The 17,078-nt window shown below is 63.6% G+C and carries 24 protein-coding genes; all 24 read right to left on the bottom strand.

The genetic code is table 11. The features are described 5' to 3' along the window. Window positions 1-15: 15 nt before the first annotated feature. Window positions 16-1,629: a hypothetical protein gene (locus M2367_RS06835; protein ID WP_259236250.1), complete on the bottom strand. Its 1,614-nt coding sequence runs from the start codon at window positions 1,627-1,629 to the stop codon at window positions 16-18. After that, complete coding sequence (locus M2367_RS06830) at window positions 1,626-2,180, bottom strand: hypothetical protein (RefSeq protein WP_259236249.1); 555 nt, start codon at window positions 2,178-2,180, stop codon at window positions 1,626-1,628. Before M2367_RS06830 ends, M2367_RS06835 begins: the two co-directional genes overlap by 4 nt. Next, window positions 2,177-3,058, bottom strand: a complete 882-nt coding sequence (locus tag M2367_RS06825; protein WP_259236248.1) for a hypothetical protein — start codon at window positions 3,056-3,058, stop codon at window positions 2,177-2,179. The genes M2367_RS06830 and M2367_RS06825 overlap by 4 nt, the downstream gene beginning before the upstream one ends. Continuing rightward, a complete protein-coding gene (locus M2367_RS06820) occupies window positions 3,055-3,486 on the bottom strand; it encodes a tail fiber assembly protein (protein ID WP_259236247.1) in 432 nt (143 codons plus the stop codon). Before M2367_RS06820 ends, M2367_RS06825 begins: the two co-directional genes overlap by 4 nt. Continuing rightward, entirely contained in the window at window positions 3,483-5,372 is a 1,890-nt protein-coding gene (locus tag M2367_RS06815) for a phage tail protein (protein ID WP_259236246.1), read from the bottom strand. Before M2367_RS06815 ends, M2367_RS06820 begins: the two co-directional genes overlap by 4 nt. Beyond that, complete coding sequence (locus tag M2367_RS06810) at window positions 5,369-5,971, bottom strand: phage tail protein (protein ID WP_259236245.1); 603 nt, start codon at window positions 5,969-5,971, stop codon at window positions 5,369-5,371. Before M2367_RS06810 ends, M2367_RS06815 begins: the two co-directional genes overlap by 4 nt. Next, window positions 5,964-7,151: a baseplate J/gp47 family protein gene (locus M2367_RS06805; protein ID WP_259236244.1), complete on the bottom strand. Its 1,188-nt coding sequence runs from the start codon at window positions 7,149-7,151 to the stop codon at window positions 5,964-5,966. The genes M2367_RS06810 and M2367_RS06805 overlap by 8 nt, the downstream gene beginning before the upstream one ends. Further along, window positions 7,148-7,471, bottom strand: coding sequence for a DUF2590 family protein (locus tag M2367_RS06800; protein WP_259236243.1), 324 nt, complete (start codon window positions 7,469-7,471; stop codon window positions 7,148-7,150). The genes M2367_RS06805 and M2367_RS06800 overlap by 4 nt, the downstream gene beginning before the upstream one ends. Beyond that, window positions 7,468-9,282, bottom strand: a complete 1,815-nt coding sequence (locus M2367_RS06795; RefSeq protein ID WP_259236242.1) for a phage tail tape measure protein — start codon at window positions 9,280-9,282, stop codon at window positions 7,468-7,470. The genes M2367_RS06800 and M2367_RS06795 overlap by 4 nt, the downstream gene beginning before the upstream one ends. 8 nt (window positions 9,283-9,290) lie before the next feature. Then, a complete protein-coding gene (locus M2367_RS06790) occupies window positions 9,291-9,434 on the bottom strand; it encodes a DUF6890 family protein (RefSeq protein ID WP_259236241.1) in 144 nt (47 codons plus the stop codon). Between the two features lie 41 nt (window positions 9,435-9,475). Further along, entirely contained in the window at window positions 9,476-9,736 is a 261-nt protein-coding gene (locus tag M2367_RS06785) for a putative phage tail assembly chaperone (RefSeq protein ID WP_259236240.1), read from the bottom strand. Then, a complete protein-coding gene (locus tag M2367_RS06780) occupies window positions 9,733-9,924 on the bottom strand; it encodes a hypothetical protein (protein ID WP_259236239.1) in 192 nt (63 codons plus the stop codon). Before M2367_RS06780 ends, M2367_RS06785 begins: the two co-directional genes overlap by 4 nt. Next, a complete protein-coding gene (locus tag M2367_RS06775) occupies window positions 9,860-10,285 on the bottom strand; it encodes a DUF2570 domain-containing protein (RefSeq protein ID WP_259236238.1) in 426 nt (141 codons plus the stop codon). The genes M2367_RS06780 and M2367_RS06775 overlap by 65 nt, the downstream gene beginning before the upstream one ends. Beyond that, entirely contained in the window at window positions 10,282-10,743 is a 462-nt protein-coding gene (locus M2367_RS06770; RefSeq protein ID WP_259236237.1) for a glycoside hydrolase family 104 protein, read from the bottom strand. Before M2367_RS06770 ends, M2367_RS06775 begins: the two co-directional genes overlap by 4 nt. Next, window positions 10,730-11,053 (bottom strand): phage holin, lambda family, encoded by a 324-nt coding sequence (locus tag M2367_RS06765; protein ID WP_042042810.1) that lies wholly within the window; start codon window positions 11,051-11,053, stop codon window positions 10,730-10,732. Before M2367_RS06765 ends, M2367_RS06770 begins: the two co-directional genes overlap by 14 nt. Before the next feature lie 25 nt (window positions 11,054-11,078). Then, a complete protein-coding gene (locus M2367_RS06760; protein ID WP_259236236.1) occupies window positions 11,079-11,288 on the bottom strand; it encodes a TraR/DksA family transcriptional regulator in 210 nt (69 codons plus the stop codon). Window positions 11,289-11,293: 5 nt separating this feature from the next. Further along, a complete protein-coding gene (locus M2367_RS06755) occupies window positions 11,294-11,749 on the bottom strand; it encodes a DUF2597 family protein (RefSeq protein ID WP_259236235.1) in 456 nt (151 codons plus the stop codon). A gap of 3 nt (window positions 11,750-11,752) precedes the next feature. Next, a complete protein-coding gene (locus M2367_RS06750; RefSeq protein ID WP_259236234.1) occupies window positions 11,753-12,874 on the bottom strand; it encodes a DUF2586 domain-containing protein in 1,122 nt (373 codons plus the stop codon). A 4-nt stretch (window positions 12,875-12,878) separates the two neighbouring features. Next, on the bottom strand, window positions 12,879-13,565 hold the full coding sequence (locus M2367_RS06745) for a phage virion morphogenesis protein (RefSeq protein ID WP_259236233.1): 687 nt from the start codon (window positions 13,563-13,565) through the stop codon (window positions 12,879-12,881). Between the two features lie 2 nt (window positions 13,566-13,567). Continuing rightward, the gene (locus M2367_RS06740; RefSeq protein ID WP_259236570.1) at window positions 13,568-14,074 is read right to left on the bottom strand and encodes a phage tail protein; all 507 of its coding nucleotides are present in this window, start codon (window positions 14,072-14,074) and stop codon (window positions 13,568-13,570) included. A 20-nt stretch (window positions 14,075-14,094) separates the two neighbouring features. Continuing rightward, a complete protein-coding gene (locus M2367_RS06735; RefSeq protein ID WP_259236232.1) occupies window positions 14,095-14,568 on the bottom strand; it encodes a head completion/stabilization protein in 474 nt (157 codons plus the stop codon). A 125-nt stretch (window positions 14,569-14,693) separates the two neighbouring features. Next, window positions 14,694-15,419, bottom strand: coding sequence for a terminase endonuclease subunit (locus tag M2367_RS06730; protein ID WP_259236231.1), 726 nt, complete (start codon window positions 15,417-15,419; stop codon window positions 14,694-14,696). Between the two features lie 3 nt (window positions 15,420-15,422). Further along, window positions 15,423-16,481: a phage major capsid protein, P2 family gene (locus M2367_RS06725; protein WP_259236230.1), complete on the bottom strand. Its 1,059-nt coding sequence runs from the start codon at window positions 16,479-16,481 to the stop codon at window positions 15,423-15,425. A 9-nt stretch (window positions 16,482-16,490) separates the two neighbouring features. Further along, the coding region (locus M2367_RS06720; RefSeq protein ID WP_259236229.1) for a GPO family capsid scaffolding protein at window positions 16,491-17,078 on the bottom strand (588 nt) is incomplete at its 5' end.

The following is a 17,078-nucleotide window of genomic DNA, read 5'->3' as shown; positions in this document are numbered from 1 at the left end:
TAAAGGCCCTTTCGCTTACTCGATGATGGGGGAGAGCTGGCTGGCCAGGTTGCCCGCTTGTTGGCTCTGGCTGCTGAGGGCGTTGCCCTGGTTGGGGCTGGGCCCGCTGCCGTGGGTGTGACTGGCCGTGGTGGCTGCCAGCTGCTCCACCACATTCATCAGTTGGAGCAGCAGCTGGAAGATGTTGGTGCCATCGTTCCCCATCCAGGAACGCGGCGCCTCCAGGTGTTGTAGCTCACCGGCAACGGCCCGGCGCACTTGTCCCACCACCTCGACCAGATCTCCCGCCGTGGTCTGGCTCATGTTGCCCAGGCTTCCCAAGAGTAGGTCATCCCCCGCCAACAGCTCGATGGCCCCCAGCGCCTCGACCCGCTTCATGGCGCCCACCTCCTCGATGCTGTGTTGCGCCACCTGCAGCTGGTGCTGGCCATGTTCCCCCAGATAGTCATCGCTTTGGTGGTGCATCTCCATGGCATGGTCATACATGCGCCGGTCGGTGTGGCGGCTCAAGTTGCCCACGGTATCGGTGCGGCTAAACACCTCGGCCCGCTGCTGCTGCAGCTGCTCGCCCGGGGCAATGTCTGGCAGTGGCCAGCCGTTGCCAAGCACGGTGCGGATAAAGGGGCGGTCGGCGCGACCAAAGGCAAAGCCCAGCTCGACCAAACTCCCCTCGATGGGGAACTGCAGCAGGCCCTGCTCAGGCCCGCCGAACATCACCGGCAGCGGCACGGCGCGATAGAGCGGGGTGGCTTTATCAGCCTGGCCATCTTCCCTGAGCAGTTGCACGTCCACGGCATAGCGGGGCCGAAAGGGGTCATTCAGCTGGCCAGCGGCGGCCTGGTCGCTGATGGCTTCGACCCGCCCGAACTTGGGCAGGTGCATCTGGTCGGCCAGCTCGGGGAACTCTCCCTCGACCTTGCGCCGCTCTGCTGACTTGATGACCTTACCCGGGGTGGCCGTGGTCAGGCTCATCTCATCGCCCTTGAGGCGCACCCGGGTGACACGTTGGCCATTGATGATGGCGCCGGGGCGCACGGCGGGGATCGGGGCCAGGGTCAGGATGTTGCCCGCCTGCTTGGCCGAGAGGGCGGGGTCTAGCGTCACCTCGCGCCCGGGCCAGCGGCTGTGGCCATGGCTGCCGACGAACACGGCACCATCAGGTTGTTGATACCAGCAAAAGTCGGCAATGGCGAAGGCGCGCCCCGCATTATCGAGCAGCTGGTAGCCGGTTCCGGCGCTGGTGAAGTTCGGGATCGGTCGGTCTGTGTAGTCGGCCCCGTCGGGTAGCAAGAAGGTGAGGCCGCACTGGTCTGTCAGCCAGGCCAGCAAGCCGCGCAGGGTGGCATGCTGCTGGCTCACCGGAAAGCGGCTGCCCAAAATCCCGGCCAGTTCACGGCATAACAGCTTGCTGCTGCCATTGGTGGCGGGTTGCACGTCGTACACATAGCCGCTGAACCAGCGGCGCAGCTCGTTGTTGTAGCCGGTGTCCAGGGTCAGGGTCTGCCCCTTGCTGGCTGCCCCCTCAATGGTCAGGGCGGCGCGCCCGCCCGCGCTGAGATCCAGCACGATGTCATGCTCGACCAGGTGCATGGGCTGTCCGCCCAGGGTCAGTTGGGTGTTGAGTTTCATGCCAGTGCGTCATCCGCTTTTTTGAGGTACTGCTCGAAGGGGGTGAGTTCGTATTCATCGGCCTTGTCCCCCTGGGTGGGCGAAGGGGCCTTGGCTTGGGTGGTTTGCTCGGTGGCCTGGCTCACCTGGGCCACCGCCTTGGGCAGACGCTGCTCGCGCTTCTCCGGTACCGAGTTGTGGTCGCTCAAGGTGAAACTCACCTGCCAGGCCAGCAGGCCCTCTTGCTCGCTGGCGGTGATGCGACCGGTGAACTTGGCCTGGCGTATCTTGACCGACTTGGCGAGTAGCGAGCCCACCCGAAAGATGTGGCGTTTGCCGCCATCATCTTTCATGTCGGCCAGCTCGAACAGGCGGGCCAGCTTGTCCCCGTCTTTGTAGGGGATGAGGCCGGAGACATCCAACTCCTTGGCTTTGGTGCCCTGCTCGGCCTTGCTGGTCGAGCTGGTTTGGCCCGATTGGTCTTTGTCCTGGAACTGCATGGAGAGCGAGATCCGCATCGATGACATTGCAATGGGTTCGCCATCCAGGGTCAGCATGGCGCTGATGGTCATGGGGTCAACTCCTGCCAAAAAGTCAGTGGGGAAGGGGAGAGCAGCAGGGTGGCGACGCTCATGCTCATGCTGTGATCCGGGGGTGTGCTCTGGCCAAGTTGCGCGGCCAGGCTGGCGATATCCCCCTGGCCTTGCCAGCGGTAGAGCTGACCCGAGAGCGTGGCCAGGGTATCCAGCGCGCTGGCCAGTTCGCTCAGGCGAGCGGCGCGGCGACTCGCCAGCCCCTGCAGCTTGGCGATGGGGCTCTGGTTATCCCGGGCCAGACTCTCTAGCTGGGCAAGCTCACTGCCCAGGTCGAGGCTGGCCGGGCGCAGCGGCGCCCAGACCAGCGGCTCATCGGCATGCCAGCGCGGTACCTTGGCCGCCGTGGGCTTGGCCATGATGTCGTTGTTGGCTTCCAGGCGACGCAGGGCAGCGCACCACTCTGGCAATGGCAGCAAGGCGCACAGATGGGCCAACTTGGCCGCAAGGTCGGCGGCGCTGTTACCTGTCACCAGCCAGGCGAGGGCATGGAGCTGACCGGAGGGCAGCAAGGGGTCGGCACCATCTTGTAGCTTGTCCGCCAGCGCCTTGACCGCATTGGGGGCGGCCAGGCAGGCCTGTTTATCCTGCATCTGGCCGACGCCGTGCAAAAAGGGGGTCACCGCCAGGGCGCGACCGGTGACCAGCAGATGGTCGAGCTGGGCGCGAAGTCCTGAAAGGGCTGCTGCCTCACCACTGAGCGGGTGGGGGCGATACTGGGCGCGGCTGGCGATGGCCTGCAGGCGCCCCATGGCCGCGTCCGCCAAGGTGGGGACTTGGGTCAGCACGGCGCGGGCCTGATGGTGCAAGCTGGCCCCGCTGGGGGGCCACTGCAGGTCGCTTTGTTGCCAACTCATGCTGGCAGCTCCGGCCAATCCACCGTCGTGGGCCAGCCAGGTGTTTCAGGCAGGCGCGAAAGCGTCACCCGGTACAGTCGCAAGGCGTTGAGCCGCGAGGTTTCCGCCGGGGTCAATATGCCCAGCAGCTCGGCATCTGCAAGGGGGGCGATGGCATCGCCAGCCAGTTGCAGGCGGCGCGCCAGTTCGCGCTGTTGCTCCTCTTCAGTCGGGATGGGCGTTGGCGGCGCCTGATAGGGGACCACCTCGCCATATTCGCCAAAGCGCGCCCGCACAAACAGCTCGACGCCATAGGGCTCCGGGTCACTTTGGGTGGCGGCGAAGGGCACCGGCTCGGCCTGATTGGCAAACTGGACGGTCAGATTGATGGCGGTGTGTTCCGGATCGGCCCACTCGGGGGCGGTAACGTGAAGAATGTCGTCTGTCATTTTGTGCGGATCCACAGTGAGGTGTTTTGGTCGTTATTGCCGCCGCCCTTGATAGCGCCAACCAGCTTCCAAGTACCCGGCAGGGCGGCGCCGATGCCCGGGCCGCCATCTTCTGAGTTGGCTGCGCGCAAGGAGCTGCCCGCAATGGCGTAGCCCGGGCCCTTGTTACCCCCGGTTGAGACGATGCAGGTGGCAAAACAGTACGTCCCCACCTGTCCCCAGCCACTGCCCACGATGTCGGCATTGCCCTGGGCCGCCGGGTGGGTGTGACCAGAGGGGGGCATGGTGCCGGGTTTGCCGGATACCTCGCCCCAGCTGGGCCAGCGGCTGGCGTATGCGGGGATCCCGCTTATCTGTCCCCAGGGGTGGGAGTGGGATGCGGCCGCGGCGCCCAGCTCGGCCAGGGAGGGTTTGTTGGCGGGGTGATAGGCTCTATTGCCATTAATCAACAGCTCTTTATTGAAGTAGAAGTTGGGTCGGTCAGTGTAGATATGGGCGTAGGTTTCATTGAGCGGGCCTAACTCGATATACCCATATCCATTCGAGTTTCTGAGGGCTCCAGATTGGGTTTTATATGGCGGATTCTGCGTGTTGTACTCCATCGCCCAGGCCGTCCAGGCATCAGAGCCATATTTGGCGCGTGTCCATACTCGAGTGCTGTTGTAAACATGGTAACGCTGCTGCCATCCTGCGGCGATGGTCACCGTCAGCGAGCCTGCCAATCGCTCGGGATAATGACGGGCCTCCGTGGCGTTCGCGGAGAGATTTTGGGCATAAATCCCCGGGGTGACGAGTGTGTCCAGATCTCCGGCACCCAAGCTGATGGGGTTGAGGATGCTGCCAGGGTGAGTGTGGTTCGCCGTGGCCAGCTCAGGTTTGTCGGTGACTTCGGCAAACGTTGGCCAGCGGGTTGCCTGGGTGGGCACATTGTCCAGCTCGCTCCAGGGGTGGCGATGGCTGCCCGCCTTGATCTCCACCGCGATATTGACGCCCTGGGCGTCTTCCAGGATGCCTTTGCCGGTCACATCCCCGGACAGCTCGATGGTGCGCTTGCGGCGCAGGTCGGTCACGCTGCCGTCACTGTTGATGATGGCCACCTTGGCCAGATGGTGACGATAGCCGTTGCCGTCGGTGTAATCGGCCTTGTCGGCCACGCTCAAGGTCAGCGTGAAGTGGTTCAGCCAGGCATCGAGCAAAGAGCCCGCTCGGTAGATGTCGAGCCAGAGCCCCACCGGCTTGGCCCCCGGGGTAATCTTCTGCACCTGGTCGAGTTGGGCGCGCAGGCCGCCGACATAGGCCACCCCGGGTTGCACCTTGTAGACGCCCGCCTCATTCACCAGTTTGAAGCCGTCGCCATAGAAGGTGGCGGGCCCGAAGAACTGCAGCGCCTGCAGGCGCAAGTCGTCATCCATGCCGCGCAGGCGGGCGGCATAGTCAATCTGCCAGGTGCTGGCGTCCACATTCGTGACCGTGGCTTCACTGGCTCGGTCGTACTCCATCAGCATCGATTTCACCAGGCTGTTGCCCACCTGGCCGCTCAGAGGATCCGTCTTGAGTTTGGTCTCGCTGCCCTTGTGCACAATCATGGCCACCATGCCGGTTGCCTTGTTGATGAGGTACATGGCATTGAACTCGAAATCGCCCAGGGTGGTGTCCATCACGATGGTGTAGGCCACCGCGTCGTTGTTGATGCGCCCGCGCTGATCCACGTGATGGCGATGCACGATTTGCCCTGCCGGTGGCAGAGCGCCATCGGGGTTGATGGGCGCATCGGGGTCTAGCCCTGGGATGTTGGCCAGCACAAACTCATCGAGCACCACCGGGGCTTGGGTGGCGAGACAGGTTTGCCAGTAGCTGGCGAAGGCGTTGGTAATGATCTGACTCATGGGTTCCTCGAAAGTGATGCGCCGAACACCTGCTGGCTCATGGCGATGCGGCCATGATGGATGGTCGCGCTGACCGGATAGACCACCTGGAAGCGGTAGCGGCGGCAGGTGCGGCCATAGTGTTGAATGAGGGTGCTCATCAGCGCCTGATTGCTGGCCATGGCGCTGTCAGTCACCTCGATGGTGATGACGTCCCAGGGTTGGCCTGTCTGGCGTTCGTGGATATCGCACCAGCCGATGCCAAGCCGCTCGAAAATCCGCTTGAAGCCCGCCACCTCGCCCGCGTCCCTGGCGTTGACAAAGGCGAACTGGACGCGCTTGCGAAACAGCGCCAGCGGTTCGCCATCAAAGCGGCCGATGTCCCGCTCCCAGGCGAGCAGGGCCAGCAGGGACTCCGAGCAGGTCAGCGGGTCTTGTTGGGCCAGTGGCAGCAAGAGCCACCCCTTGAGTCGTTGCCAGAAGGCGTTGATGCCCTTGGCCAGAAAGCCCGGTTCGGCGTGAGCGGCACTGATGGTGATGCCATCTTCCCACCAGGGGGCGCTGGCATCGGCCAGCACAGGGGCTTGCAGGTCATGGCTAAGCGGTGTCGGCTTAGTCATGGAGGGTCACCTCAAGCTGATCCAGGCGTGGGATGGCCAGGACGGAGACGATGTCTTCCTCGGCAAAGCGCAGGCTCTTGAGCTGCGGGAACTGGCTGTGTAACTCCCGGCCCAACTGGGAGAGGGAGAAGCGCGACTGGGGCCAGGTGCGGGTGACGCTGGGGAAATCCGCAGACTGACGAAAGGCCGCCTTCACCAGGTTCTCGGCGCCCGCCTTGAGCGCAGTTCGCTGCGCCTCGCTGAGGTTGGCCTGTGGCCACAATGCCAGGGTGAGGCTGTGCTGGGTTTCGGGGATGCTCATCACGTACAGGTCATCCCCATGGCCATGGTTGCCCTGGCGGCCCACGTAGTCGTTGAGTTGGGCGATGAGGCTGGCCGGGGTCGGCCCCACTTCCAGCAGGATATAGGCGTTGGCGGTGCCTGGGCCCCGGGGGGCGTCATGCTCGAAGAAGATGTGATCGGCGCGAATGCCCGCCACGCTGGCCAGCATCGAGCGGTAAATCGCATCGATGTGATAGCGGCCCACTGCCGAGAACTGGTTCTGGATGCGCAGCCCCAGGGCATCATTGCTCTCGGCGTCGCTGCCTTGGGTGGTGATCCACTCCCTGTCGTCGTTGCGCGCCGACAAAATGCCGGTCACCGCCTCGCTGAGCAGGTTGTAATAGCCGGGGGCCAAATTCCAGGCCGCGCCTGCCTGCTCGGCTTCGCACACCACCTTGGCCACCGCTTCACCGGCGGGGCTGACCACGGTTTGCAGAGGCTTTAGGCTGTATATGGTGCCGTTGATGCGCTCGGTGCTTATCCAGATATCGGCCGGGATGGTGACGGCATCCTGGGGGCTGGCCTTGACGAAGTTGACCAGGCCCCGGGTCTTTTGGGCTGCCTTGCGGGTCAAGTCCACATCCCAGGCTTTGAGGTCGAGATAGGTCTCGGTGGCGGTGGCCGCGAACGTATTGGGCAGCACATGACCGGCCAGCAGTTCGCGGATAAGCCAGAGCGCCGGGGTGATGACCACGCCGCGCACCAGCCGCCAGAACGGACTCACCTCCGAGTCGTTGGTGATGAGGGAGCCAGCGGCCTCCACCTCTTTTTTGAGCTCAGCTTCCATCGCCTCGGCGGTGGTCGGCACACCGGTTTCGCTCAGCAGGGCCATAAAGTCCACGGTCGGGCGCAGGTTCACAGGGTTACCTCCAGGGGGCCAAATTCGTAAGTGGTGGCGGTGACCAGCACCTGGTCGGCGGCCTCTTCATTGATGAAGATGGTGCCGGGCACCAGTCGCTCGTCACGTTCAACCAGCAGCTCAATCTCAGTCAGCACATCGGCGCGCAGGGTCGGGCTGCGCTCGCCGATGAGCTTGCGGGCCAGCCCCGACTCCATGATGCGGTGCTTGATGTCCTGGCCGATGCTGTGCCTGTCCTGGGTGTAACGGGGCTGGCCACCGGCATCGAGCAGCCAGGCGCCATCGTTGACCAGAATGTCGATGTATTTGGGCTCGCTCATTTGGTCTCCAGCCAGGCGTTCTCAGCCATCATTTCCGGGGTCATGGGGTTTTGGTTGTGCATATGTACCTCGCCGATATGCAGTGCCTTGGCGGGTTTCTGGTTGGCGGTGGTCGCCGCCGCGTTGGCCTGGATCAACTGTTGGCCAAGGCCCCCTTGGGGGATGGGGCTCTCGGGGCCCTGACGATAGTTGGCCAGGGGCCCGTTGATGCGCTGCTGTGCCTGGGTCACTCCTTGCAGGGGGATCTGCAACTGGCTCGGGGAGGGCAGGGCCAGCTCGGGCATGTTGCCCATCTCGATGTCGATGCCCGGGATCATGTTGAGTTTGTCGACCAGCCAATCGATGGACTGACCCAGCCACTTGAATACCCCCCAATCGCCCAGGGTTTTCTTCAAGTCGTCCCAGTAGTAGATGACCGCCGCGACGGCCCCAATCAGCAGTACGATACCGGCGACGATGAGGCCGATTGGGTTGGCATACATGGCGATGTTGACCGCGAGCAGGATGCCCCTAAAGCTCACCAATCCGGTCTTAAGCAGGTTGAGAGGGGCCATCAGCACGGTCCAGGCAATGCCAAGCCCGGTGGTGGCCAGACTGGCTAGCCCGGCAACCAGCATCCAGGCGCCGGTCACCATGCCCAGCCCCACGATAGCGAGCAAGGCATAGCTCACCACCTTGGTCAGGTTGGGGAAAAGGTGAGTCCAGCGCAGCACCACGGCGGCGCCATCGGCAAAGACCGCGACCACCGCATTGATGGCTGGCAGCACGACACCGAAGGCGGCGGCCCGAATGGCAAACCAGGCTGACTCAACCCGCTGCCATTGGTCGGTCATCGAAGCCGCCATCTGCTCGGCCTTGCCCATGCCATGGGTGTTGGCCAGGGCGTTGATGTTGGTGGCGAGCCCCTTGGTGTTGCTCATCAAGAGTTTCACCATGGCCACCGCTTCATCGGAGCCGAACGCCTTCTTAAGCTCATCCCCCTCGGCCACGCTCAGGGTCTCGCCATAGCGCACCTTGAGTTTGTCGAGGATGTTGAGCACCGGCAGCATGTTGCCCGCCGAGTCGGTGAACTGCAGGCCGAGCGCCTTCTGGGCATTGCCCACCCCGGCCAGAAACGACTTGAACTTGGTGCCCGCTTCGCCGCCGCTCATGGTGGCCTGCAGCTGGCCGAGCACCGCGAACTGTTCATCCATGGCGATGTTGGCCGCCGTGGCGTTGGCGCCAAGAGCACCAAAGGCATCGGCCATGCCCTGGCCGGTGGTCTTGAACAGTTGCACCGCGAGCGCACTCTTGCCCACGACATCCTCCGCCCAGTTGGCCTTGCCCATCCGTTTGGCCTGCTGCTCAAAGATGCCGTACATGGTGCCCATGTAGTTGGTGATGGTGCCGGTATCGGCCTTGGTGGCGGCGGCCAGCACCCCGGACGCTCGGGCAAAGGCGGGCAGTTCGTTACCGGTGAGCCCGGCGATGGCGGACTGGATATCGTAAGAGGCCTGGACAAACTCGGTGGCCGATTTCCCGTATTCCACCGAGAACTTGAGCGCCTCGCGCCCCAGTGCCCCCAATCCCTCTTTTTGCACCCCAAGCGATGCCACTTCCCCGAGCGCCCTGTCCATCTCGATGGCGGGGCCCAGGGCTGCCTGGATAGCCATGCCACCGGCGGCCACCGTGGTGGCGCCCATGGCCATGTTGCCCCAGCCCCGACGCCCGGCCTTGCTGACCTGGTCAATCTGGGCATTGATACCTGCCAGCGGCTTGGTGACTTGATCCACCAAGGCCACCTGCATCATCAGCTTTTCCATCCAGGCCATAGGGTCTCTTATCCGTTAAATGCGTGGGCTATCCCCTCGGCAACGGCGAGGGCAAGGGTCTTGCGGTGGTGTTTATCAAACCAGATGGCGCGGGCCAGACTATCGAGGTCGTCCTCTTCATGGGGCAGGTAGTGGCGCCGCAGTGCCAGCACCTGCTCCAGTTGATTGCGCTCGATGGCCTCGGCGCGCCCAGTCAGTTTTTTATGGTGATGTCCAGGGTCGGCGCGAACTGCTCGTTGACGGCGCCAGCCAGTTGCATGGCCGCGCCGGGACGGGCCAACAGCTCATCAAGGGCCGCTTTGCTCTCACCACAGGCAATCTTGCGCAGGTAGTTGTGGGACGGGGCCACCTTGTCGCCCGGCATCAGGTCGTTGATGTAGCTGTTGTAGGCCACCATGGTGGGTTCAAAGCTGATGTCGGACCCGGCTACGGTCAGGGTGATGGTCTTGCTCATGGTTGGTTTTCCTCTTGAGTGATCCAGTGATTCAGGGTGGTTATCTGTTGTTGGCAGCGGCGCAGTGCGCCCTGCAGCGTGGGGATGAAGGCCATGGCCTCGCCCCAGGTTGTGCCATTAAATTCAGGCTCCGGGCAGCGGGGCACCAGCCCCGGTGGCGGCAGCAGCCTGATCAGCTCGGTTTTCACCAGGGGCGGCTGGCTTGAGCAGGCGCAGAGCGCCAGCAGGCAGAGGCTCACGGCTGCAGTCCGGACGACCAACTGGCGGCGTGGCCAGGACGTGTTGCAGTTCATCGGCAATGCTCCTTCGTTGCTGGTCGAGCTTGGCCAGCGCGTCGTTTTGCTGGTCGAGCAGTTGGCGAATCTCCTTCTCGCGCAGCGGGATGGCCGCCAATGCCTTGGCCTGTTTAGTGTTGGCCTCCTGCAGGGTGTTGATGGTGCCCTTGGCGGTGGCAAGGTCAGAGCGAAGGCCATCGATGCGAGCGCTCATCACCCAGAACCACCCAGCAGTCGCCAGAATGGGCAGTGCCATCAGCAGCGCCCGGTTCATGCCAGCGCCCCGCCAAACTCGGTGAACTTGGCCAGCAAGGTGGCGTCGTTGTGCTCCGGCTGGCCGTAGCCTGCCCCGGGCAGGCTGGCCCAGATGTTGTTGCACTTACCAATGGCCTCATCGATGCGGCCCGCCTCTATGTCGGCCAAGGCCCGGCGCTCGCGGATAAGCTGGATGGCCCACTTGTCCTGGGAGAGGGGGCCAAAGTCCGGCAGGCCAAGCGCCGCTTGGTAGTGGCGCCAGTGACGGGACAGGAACTGATAGCGCCCGGCGGCGGTACTTCTGAGGCTCGGATTGACCTGCACCAGTACGTCGGGGTGCTCTCGATAGTCACCGAAGAAACCCGCCGGATTGACCAGCTTGTTATAGCCATCATCGCCCAGCCCCTTGGTGCCCTCGGAGAAGGCCAGCAGGTCGAGAAAGGCCGCCAGATTGCGGCTGCACTCAATGCGCGGCATCGTCGCCTCCTTTACCAAACAGGCGTTCGGCTTTGCCCCGGATGATGTCCATGCCAAGCAGGCCGACCATGCCGCCCAGGAACGGGGTGGCTTCGGCGGGAATACCAAGCAGTTGGGTGCCGGTAGCGGCGGCCAGGGTGATGAATCCGCACAAGCTGGATTCAATCAGGCGGCGTCGACCACTGCCCCCGGCGTAGGTGATGCGCAAGAAGGCGATGATGAGCGCAAGCAAGGCCCCATAGACAGAGGGCCAGTTGTCCATCAGCCAGGCCAGTAGGGCGGCCCAGAGAGTGGGGTCTTTGGTTGGCATAGAGTTCATATCCATCAGGCTCTGGTTAGCGGCTCAAGCATTCGAGCCGGGTTTTACAGGGGACGCACAGGCGCACCCCCGGTACGGTTTGGCGGCGCGCGGCGGGGATAGGGTCGTCACACTCCTCGCACTCAAGCCGGCTTGGGCCCAGGGCGCGGCTTTTGCCCACCTGGTTGGCCAGTTGAATGGCCAGCATGCGCGCGGCGTGGCGGTTAGCGCGGTCGATATCATCCATGGCGGTTATCCCAGCAGGTGGCGGGTGTCGTCCTTGGAGAGGTACGGCACACCATTGATGTGGACAAAGTCGGGGGAGGTGACAAAGCCTTTGACCTTGTGCACCCCTTTGCTGCCGCCCTTGGGGTCGATGTCGAGCAGGTCGGAGATGACCAGCTTGACGGCGAAGGCTTCGACTTTGAGTTGCTCACCCCCGGTGTCGGCGTAGAACAGCACATCGTCCGGCTCCAGGCCGCGCCAGCTACCGGCGCGCTTGGCGGCGTCACTGAGCTGGGAGAAGTTCTTGGTATCGAGTTCGAACTCCAGCTCGGCGGAGACGTCGCCGTCCAGGTAGCCGTCGGGCACGCCCCGGGTCTGGGCCACGGTGCTGTTGTCGGTGATGGTCAGGCTGGCCTTGTCGATGTGCACCATGGCCCCCATCAGGGTGGTGTCGAAGTTGATACCGGAAATGCGGCGGCTCATGGGTTAGCCCTCCTCGTTGAGGCTCAAATCGAGCATGATGTTGACGGTGATCCCCTTGGGGCAGTCCAAGGTGCGCACCACCACGAACACCGAGACCAGGTTCTTGGATATCCACTGGATGCTGATGTCGCCATCCTGGGGGGAGGCGATGTCGCCCGGGAACGGCTGACCGTTGATGGTGGTGGCGCGGGCCATCTCACGCAGGTCTTTGCCAAAGTAGGTGATGGCGGCGGCGGTGCTGCCGGGGGTGGAGTTGAAGGCGCGATCCCCGATGCGGGCAATGGCGCGAATGCGCATCCGGCGCGCCACCTTGTAGGCCACCCGCAGGTTTTCGATCACCTGGTAGTCACCGCCCTCGGCATCGAGCTGGCGCCCGTCAGCCCAATAGAAACCGTCGTAATCCGGGTACCACATCGGTACCGAGTAGCGGTTCGCTTCCAGGGTCTGCAGGGTGGCCAGCGGCAATGGGATCCCGTCCTTATCCAGTGGCTTGCTGCCCACACCCACCAGGGCACCGGTTTTGACCCGGCAAGGGGAGTCCGCAATGCTCACCGCCCGGTTGCACAGGCGACCGGCATAGACCCCCAACAGGTTTGGCCACAGCATGGGCACCAGCGCAACCCCATCGGCGGCGATGCCATCTTGCAGGGCTGCCAGCTTGGCTTCGTAATCGCTCCAGGTTTCGCCACCCTCGGCGTCCGAATTGATGCCAGGCACCCCGAGCAGGATGAACTGCCAGCGTCCCCACTTGGCGATCAGCTCCTGATTGAGCGCCTGGGCAGCGGTGATGAGGTCGGGGGTGATCTCCTGGCCCAGGATCACCATCCCCTCGAAGGATTGGGTCTGCTGGGCGGCGCGGGCTGCCGCTATCCAGTCCATGTCGGTCGGCAAGATGAAGGCGGCGGCGCTCCAGTTCTGACCGGCGTTGTCCCGGGCTGCCAGCAAGTTGGTTTTCAGCTCGCTGTCGGCCTGGCCCAAGAGGGCATCGAAGTCGCTCTGGGTGTTGACCGAGAGCAGCTTGCCGGTGTTGCTCGGCGCACTGCCGATAAACAGCAGGTGGCGCTCGACGGCGGTGACCGACCCCTGCCGTTGGTTCAAGTTGTTGATCTGCACATAAGGCCACATGGCGCTATTTCCCCTTCATATCGTGTTTATTGACGTCCCAGCCGTAGTCGATGCTTTGCAGGGCGCGGGCAAAGGCTTGCTGCCGTTGCTGGGCATTGGCGCCCAAAAATGGTCTGGCGGGGAGGTGGATCTCCCAGCTGGTTTTCACCGGCTCGTCCTTGAGCTTCTTGATGAGCAATCCCGCCTGGGCGAAGTTGAGATTGCCGGTTATCCAGGCCAGGGATGCCGAGCGGTATGTGCGCTTGCGTTTGCCTGGACGCTTGAAGCCCAGCTCTCGCAGCTTGCGGGCCTGAGCTTTGCTGGCGCCTTTGTCCGCAAGCCCACGACTGGGCGCGATACGCTGGCGACTGGCGGCGTTGACCCGATAGGTGTGCCCCTTCTGGTGGGTACCGGCTATCACCCCGGCATGGGCGCTCATGCTGCCTTTCTTAAATCCCAGCTCGGCCACATCCTGGCGAGGGGCGCGGATCTGTAGCAGCTTGGGCAAGCCACGCAACATCTTGCGTTTGCCCCGCTTGCGCGGTGCCCACGGATTGCCGTTGGGGTCTTGTTGGCTGCGGACGTTACGGGCGGCCAGCTTCTTCATCTCGTTGGCCGCTCGCCACACCAGACGCTGTCGTTTCTTGGGGGGCAGGGCCAACAGGTTGAGCTGCTCTTTGCTGCGATGGGCGTCCAGGGTGATGGTGATCATGGTTAGCCCCGGAGCCTGTGCGAGCCGCTCCCCGCGACATTCATATCAATCTGTTCGGCCACCCAGATGGCATAGGGCGCCACTTGCCAGCGCTTGCCGAGCCAGTGGATGGGGCCATCTGCCTGCTCAATCAGGCGCAGCGGTTCGGCGAAAGCGAGCTGGATCTCAAGGTCGGCGGTCTGCTCATCATTCGGGGTGACCGCGTATTCGGGGTCGGGCAGCTCAAAATCCTCTCGGTAGTCGTCATGCTCCTGCACCCAGGCGGCCACCACGGCCAACAAGATGGCCGGGTCGAGATCCCGAAAGGGCAGTTGCTCGACGGTGAACACGGCCTGGTAGGTGAGCCAGCCGACGTTGCTGCCAGTGGGCCCCATGTTCTTGGGTTCGAGCTTGATGGTGCCGTTCTCCATCCAGCTATCGAGGCGCTTGTGGCATTTAGGCGGCAGCACCCGCAGCAGCTCGGTGTGGAGCGCCTGCAGGAAGTAGCCCTGGGCCTGCTGCTCGTTCATGCCTGCCTGCTGCTCTGGGCTCATATCAGCGAGACTCCCGCCCGGTGCTTGCCCTTGATGCTGCGCACCAGTTGCTGGCTTTCGGCCAGTAGCTGGGCGCGCGGGTCTGGGGATCGCTCCACCAGGTTGTTGGCACTGGCTCGCTCGGTGACGCTGGCGAACTCGGGCAACAGGGCAGCCTTGGCGCGGGCAAACACGGCGGCCAGGTACTGCTCGGTCAGGGCATTACTGCCGGTGTGGGCACCACCTTCCAGGCTGGGCCCGGGGACGTCTGCGGCTGTGGTAAAGCCCTTGCCCTGCAGCGCGGCCTGATGGCTGGCAAGCTGCAGGTTGATTTCAGACACGGCGGCCAGCAAGGCTGCGCCAGTGGTCTGCATGTCCAAGTCGGCAGGCAGGGCACGGCGGCGCTCAAAATCAGCCACGGCCACATCCGGCCAGAAGCCATCGTTGCGGATGGTGGCGGCGCTGTAGTCGACGTTCTTGCCTGCAAACATGGCTTGCCTCGCTGGTTGAATGGGGCACCCCTGAAGCCACGCAATTGCCGATGGGTTAGCCAGAGGCTGCTCATGGCATTCGCGCCGGGGTGCGGTGGCGCGGAGAGTCGGTTCGTTCCGGCGGTTTATGCCGGGTTCAGCGCCCGCAGGCGCATGGCAATCTTTTGGCGCAAGGTGCCGACCCCCACCTTGCGGTGCAGTGCATCGGCCTGGGCCAGCCAGTGATCTGCCTGCTCCAGGGTGGCGCTGTCGCCCACGGCACTGGGGCGGGGCTGGCCGTCGTGGTCACGCAGCAGCAGACAACCGGCGGCCTTGAACCACTTGGCGGTGAGTTGCTCGTTGAGGCGCCACTCATTGCGCACCTTGTCGAATACCCGGGAGAACCAGGGTTCGACGGCATGGCCTTCGGCGGCTTGTTTCTCGGCCCACTCCAGCACGGTGTCGGCCACAAAGTGGGCCCAGTCGCGCTTGATGTTGTTGGGGGTACGCTGGCCCTGGGCAATGGCGAGATCCGCCCAGGCAATGCCTGAATCAAAATCCCCCACATCAAAGGCCCAGATGATGAGCCGCTGGAACAGCTCGTTCTGATAGGGCTGACCGGACTCGCCGACGGCGGCCAGATAGCGCTCCACATAGGGGCGATACTTGGGCATCAACTCATCGCGCTTCATGTTCACCCGGTCACCGATGCGGGCCAGCTTGCGCAGGCGACCGATGTCTTGCTCCAGCGCAATCAGCTGCAGGTGCAGGCTGTCGGCCACCGCGCCGGTGGCGATGCCGGAGCTGGCGGCTTGCACCACTCCCTGCATGGCCAGCTGGCGCTGCTTGTGACGTTGACCGGGTGATCCCATGGTTTAGGCTTCCGGCTCAGAGGGGGCCGCTGGCTTGGCACCGATTTCGATGTCAGCCTCTTCAAAGCCGCCATAGGCCAGGTGCTCGCCCAGGGCATAACCCTCCATGCGCCAGTACTGGTTATCGAAGCACTTGCGATCCTGGTTATCGTCGGCCTTGCGCTTGCGGGTGGCGCGCTGGGTGTAGATGTGCAGGTTATCCAGGGTGGTGACCACCATCCGCTTGCCCGGGAAGAAGGGCGGGATGTAGGCACGGCGCCCGGCGATAGACTCGGCCAGCTTCTGGGCGGCGATCTGCTCGCTCGGCTTGGTGGCTTCGCTGTAGAGCTTGGCCTGGGCGGCGGCAATCAAGTCGGTGCCAACCAGCACCACCAAGCGCGGGTCTTGGCGGAACAGCGGGTCGATGGTGGTGTTGATAAGATCAGATGCCATCTCGTCCAGGGTTTTGTAATCGCCCTGGCCGTCCGGGTCGAAGTGGATTTTCTTGCCCGCCTCAGCCTTGATGATCTGGCTGCCGTCGTTCCACTCGCGGGCGATCTGGTGCCAGCCCTTGTTGACGTCTTCCCCCAGCGGGTGCGCAGCGGGATCGGTATTTTCGGCGGCTTCCACGCCATTCCAGCCGACCCGCAGCATGTCCAGGGCGAAGGCCTGATTGATGAAATCGCCAACCAGCTTGATGAACTCGCCTTCATTGCCCGCGTTGGCCCAGACGCACAGGGTCGCCCAGTCGAGCGACGCGCACGAATCGGTCTCGGTCAGCTCATAGGTGTTGCCGTCTACGCCGATCTTGCCGTTGAAGCGGCCGCCCTTTTTACGGCCGGTGAACAGCTTGCCGATGCCGACTTGCACCACCTGGCCCTTGATCTGATCCACATCCATGCAGGTGATGAGGCCAAGGAACTCGACCGAGGCGAGCAGGGCGGCGCGCAGGCCGGTTTCCACCGGACCGGTGACGCTGAACTGCTTGGCCAGCGCATTGACAGGGATGCCATAGGACTTGGCCAGGGCACTGCTGTATTTATCCAGGCGCTGCATGGCCTGGACGGTGAGGGTCTGACTCATGGGGCGTCCTTAAAATACGGTGGGGGTATCGTCACCGCCGAGCGCACCCGGGCGCTGGCCCGGCACTTCAACGGAGAACTTTTCGATCTGGCCTTGCAGCTCGCCGAACTTGTCGGTGAGGCCGGTCAGGGTCTGCTCCAGCTTGTTGAACTGCTCGGTGGTGATGCCGGGTTTGTCGTCTACGGCCGCGGGGTCGGTGACAGAGGCGATGGGCTGCTCGGGAGTCGGTTTGGTTTCCAGCTTGGCGCTGAAGGCATCGATCTTGGTGCCAAGGCCGGTCAGGGCCCCCAGCATCTGATCGAACTGTTCTGGTTTCATTTCCTCATCCTCGGATTGGCTGGGGGTGGGTTGGGGCGCCTGCTCGCCGTGGCTCGATAGCAGGTTGAACAGCTTGGAGAGCAGGCTGTCGGGCTTTTCGTGTTTGGGTAGCGTGAACATGGAGAGATCCAGCGGTTCGCTGGTGCCGATCACTTGTCCTTTGTTGCTCTTGCTGAACTTGAGATGGGTGGTGCCGGTGCTGGCGGGCTGGTCGGTGACCCCCAGGCCAATCAGGTAGGTGCGGCCCAGATCGGCGAATTGCTCGAAGGGCTCGATGGA

Origin of the sequence: Aeromonas sp. BIGb0445 (assembly GCF_024809075.1) — a bacterium.
Classification (GTDB): Bacteria; Pseudomonadota; Gammaproteobacteria; order Enterobacterales; family Aeromonadaceae; genus Aeromonas; species Aeromonas rivuli.
The sequence above is the reverse complement of the archived record's forward strand: the minus strand, read 5'-3'. Positions and strand labels throughout refer to the sequence as shown.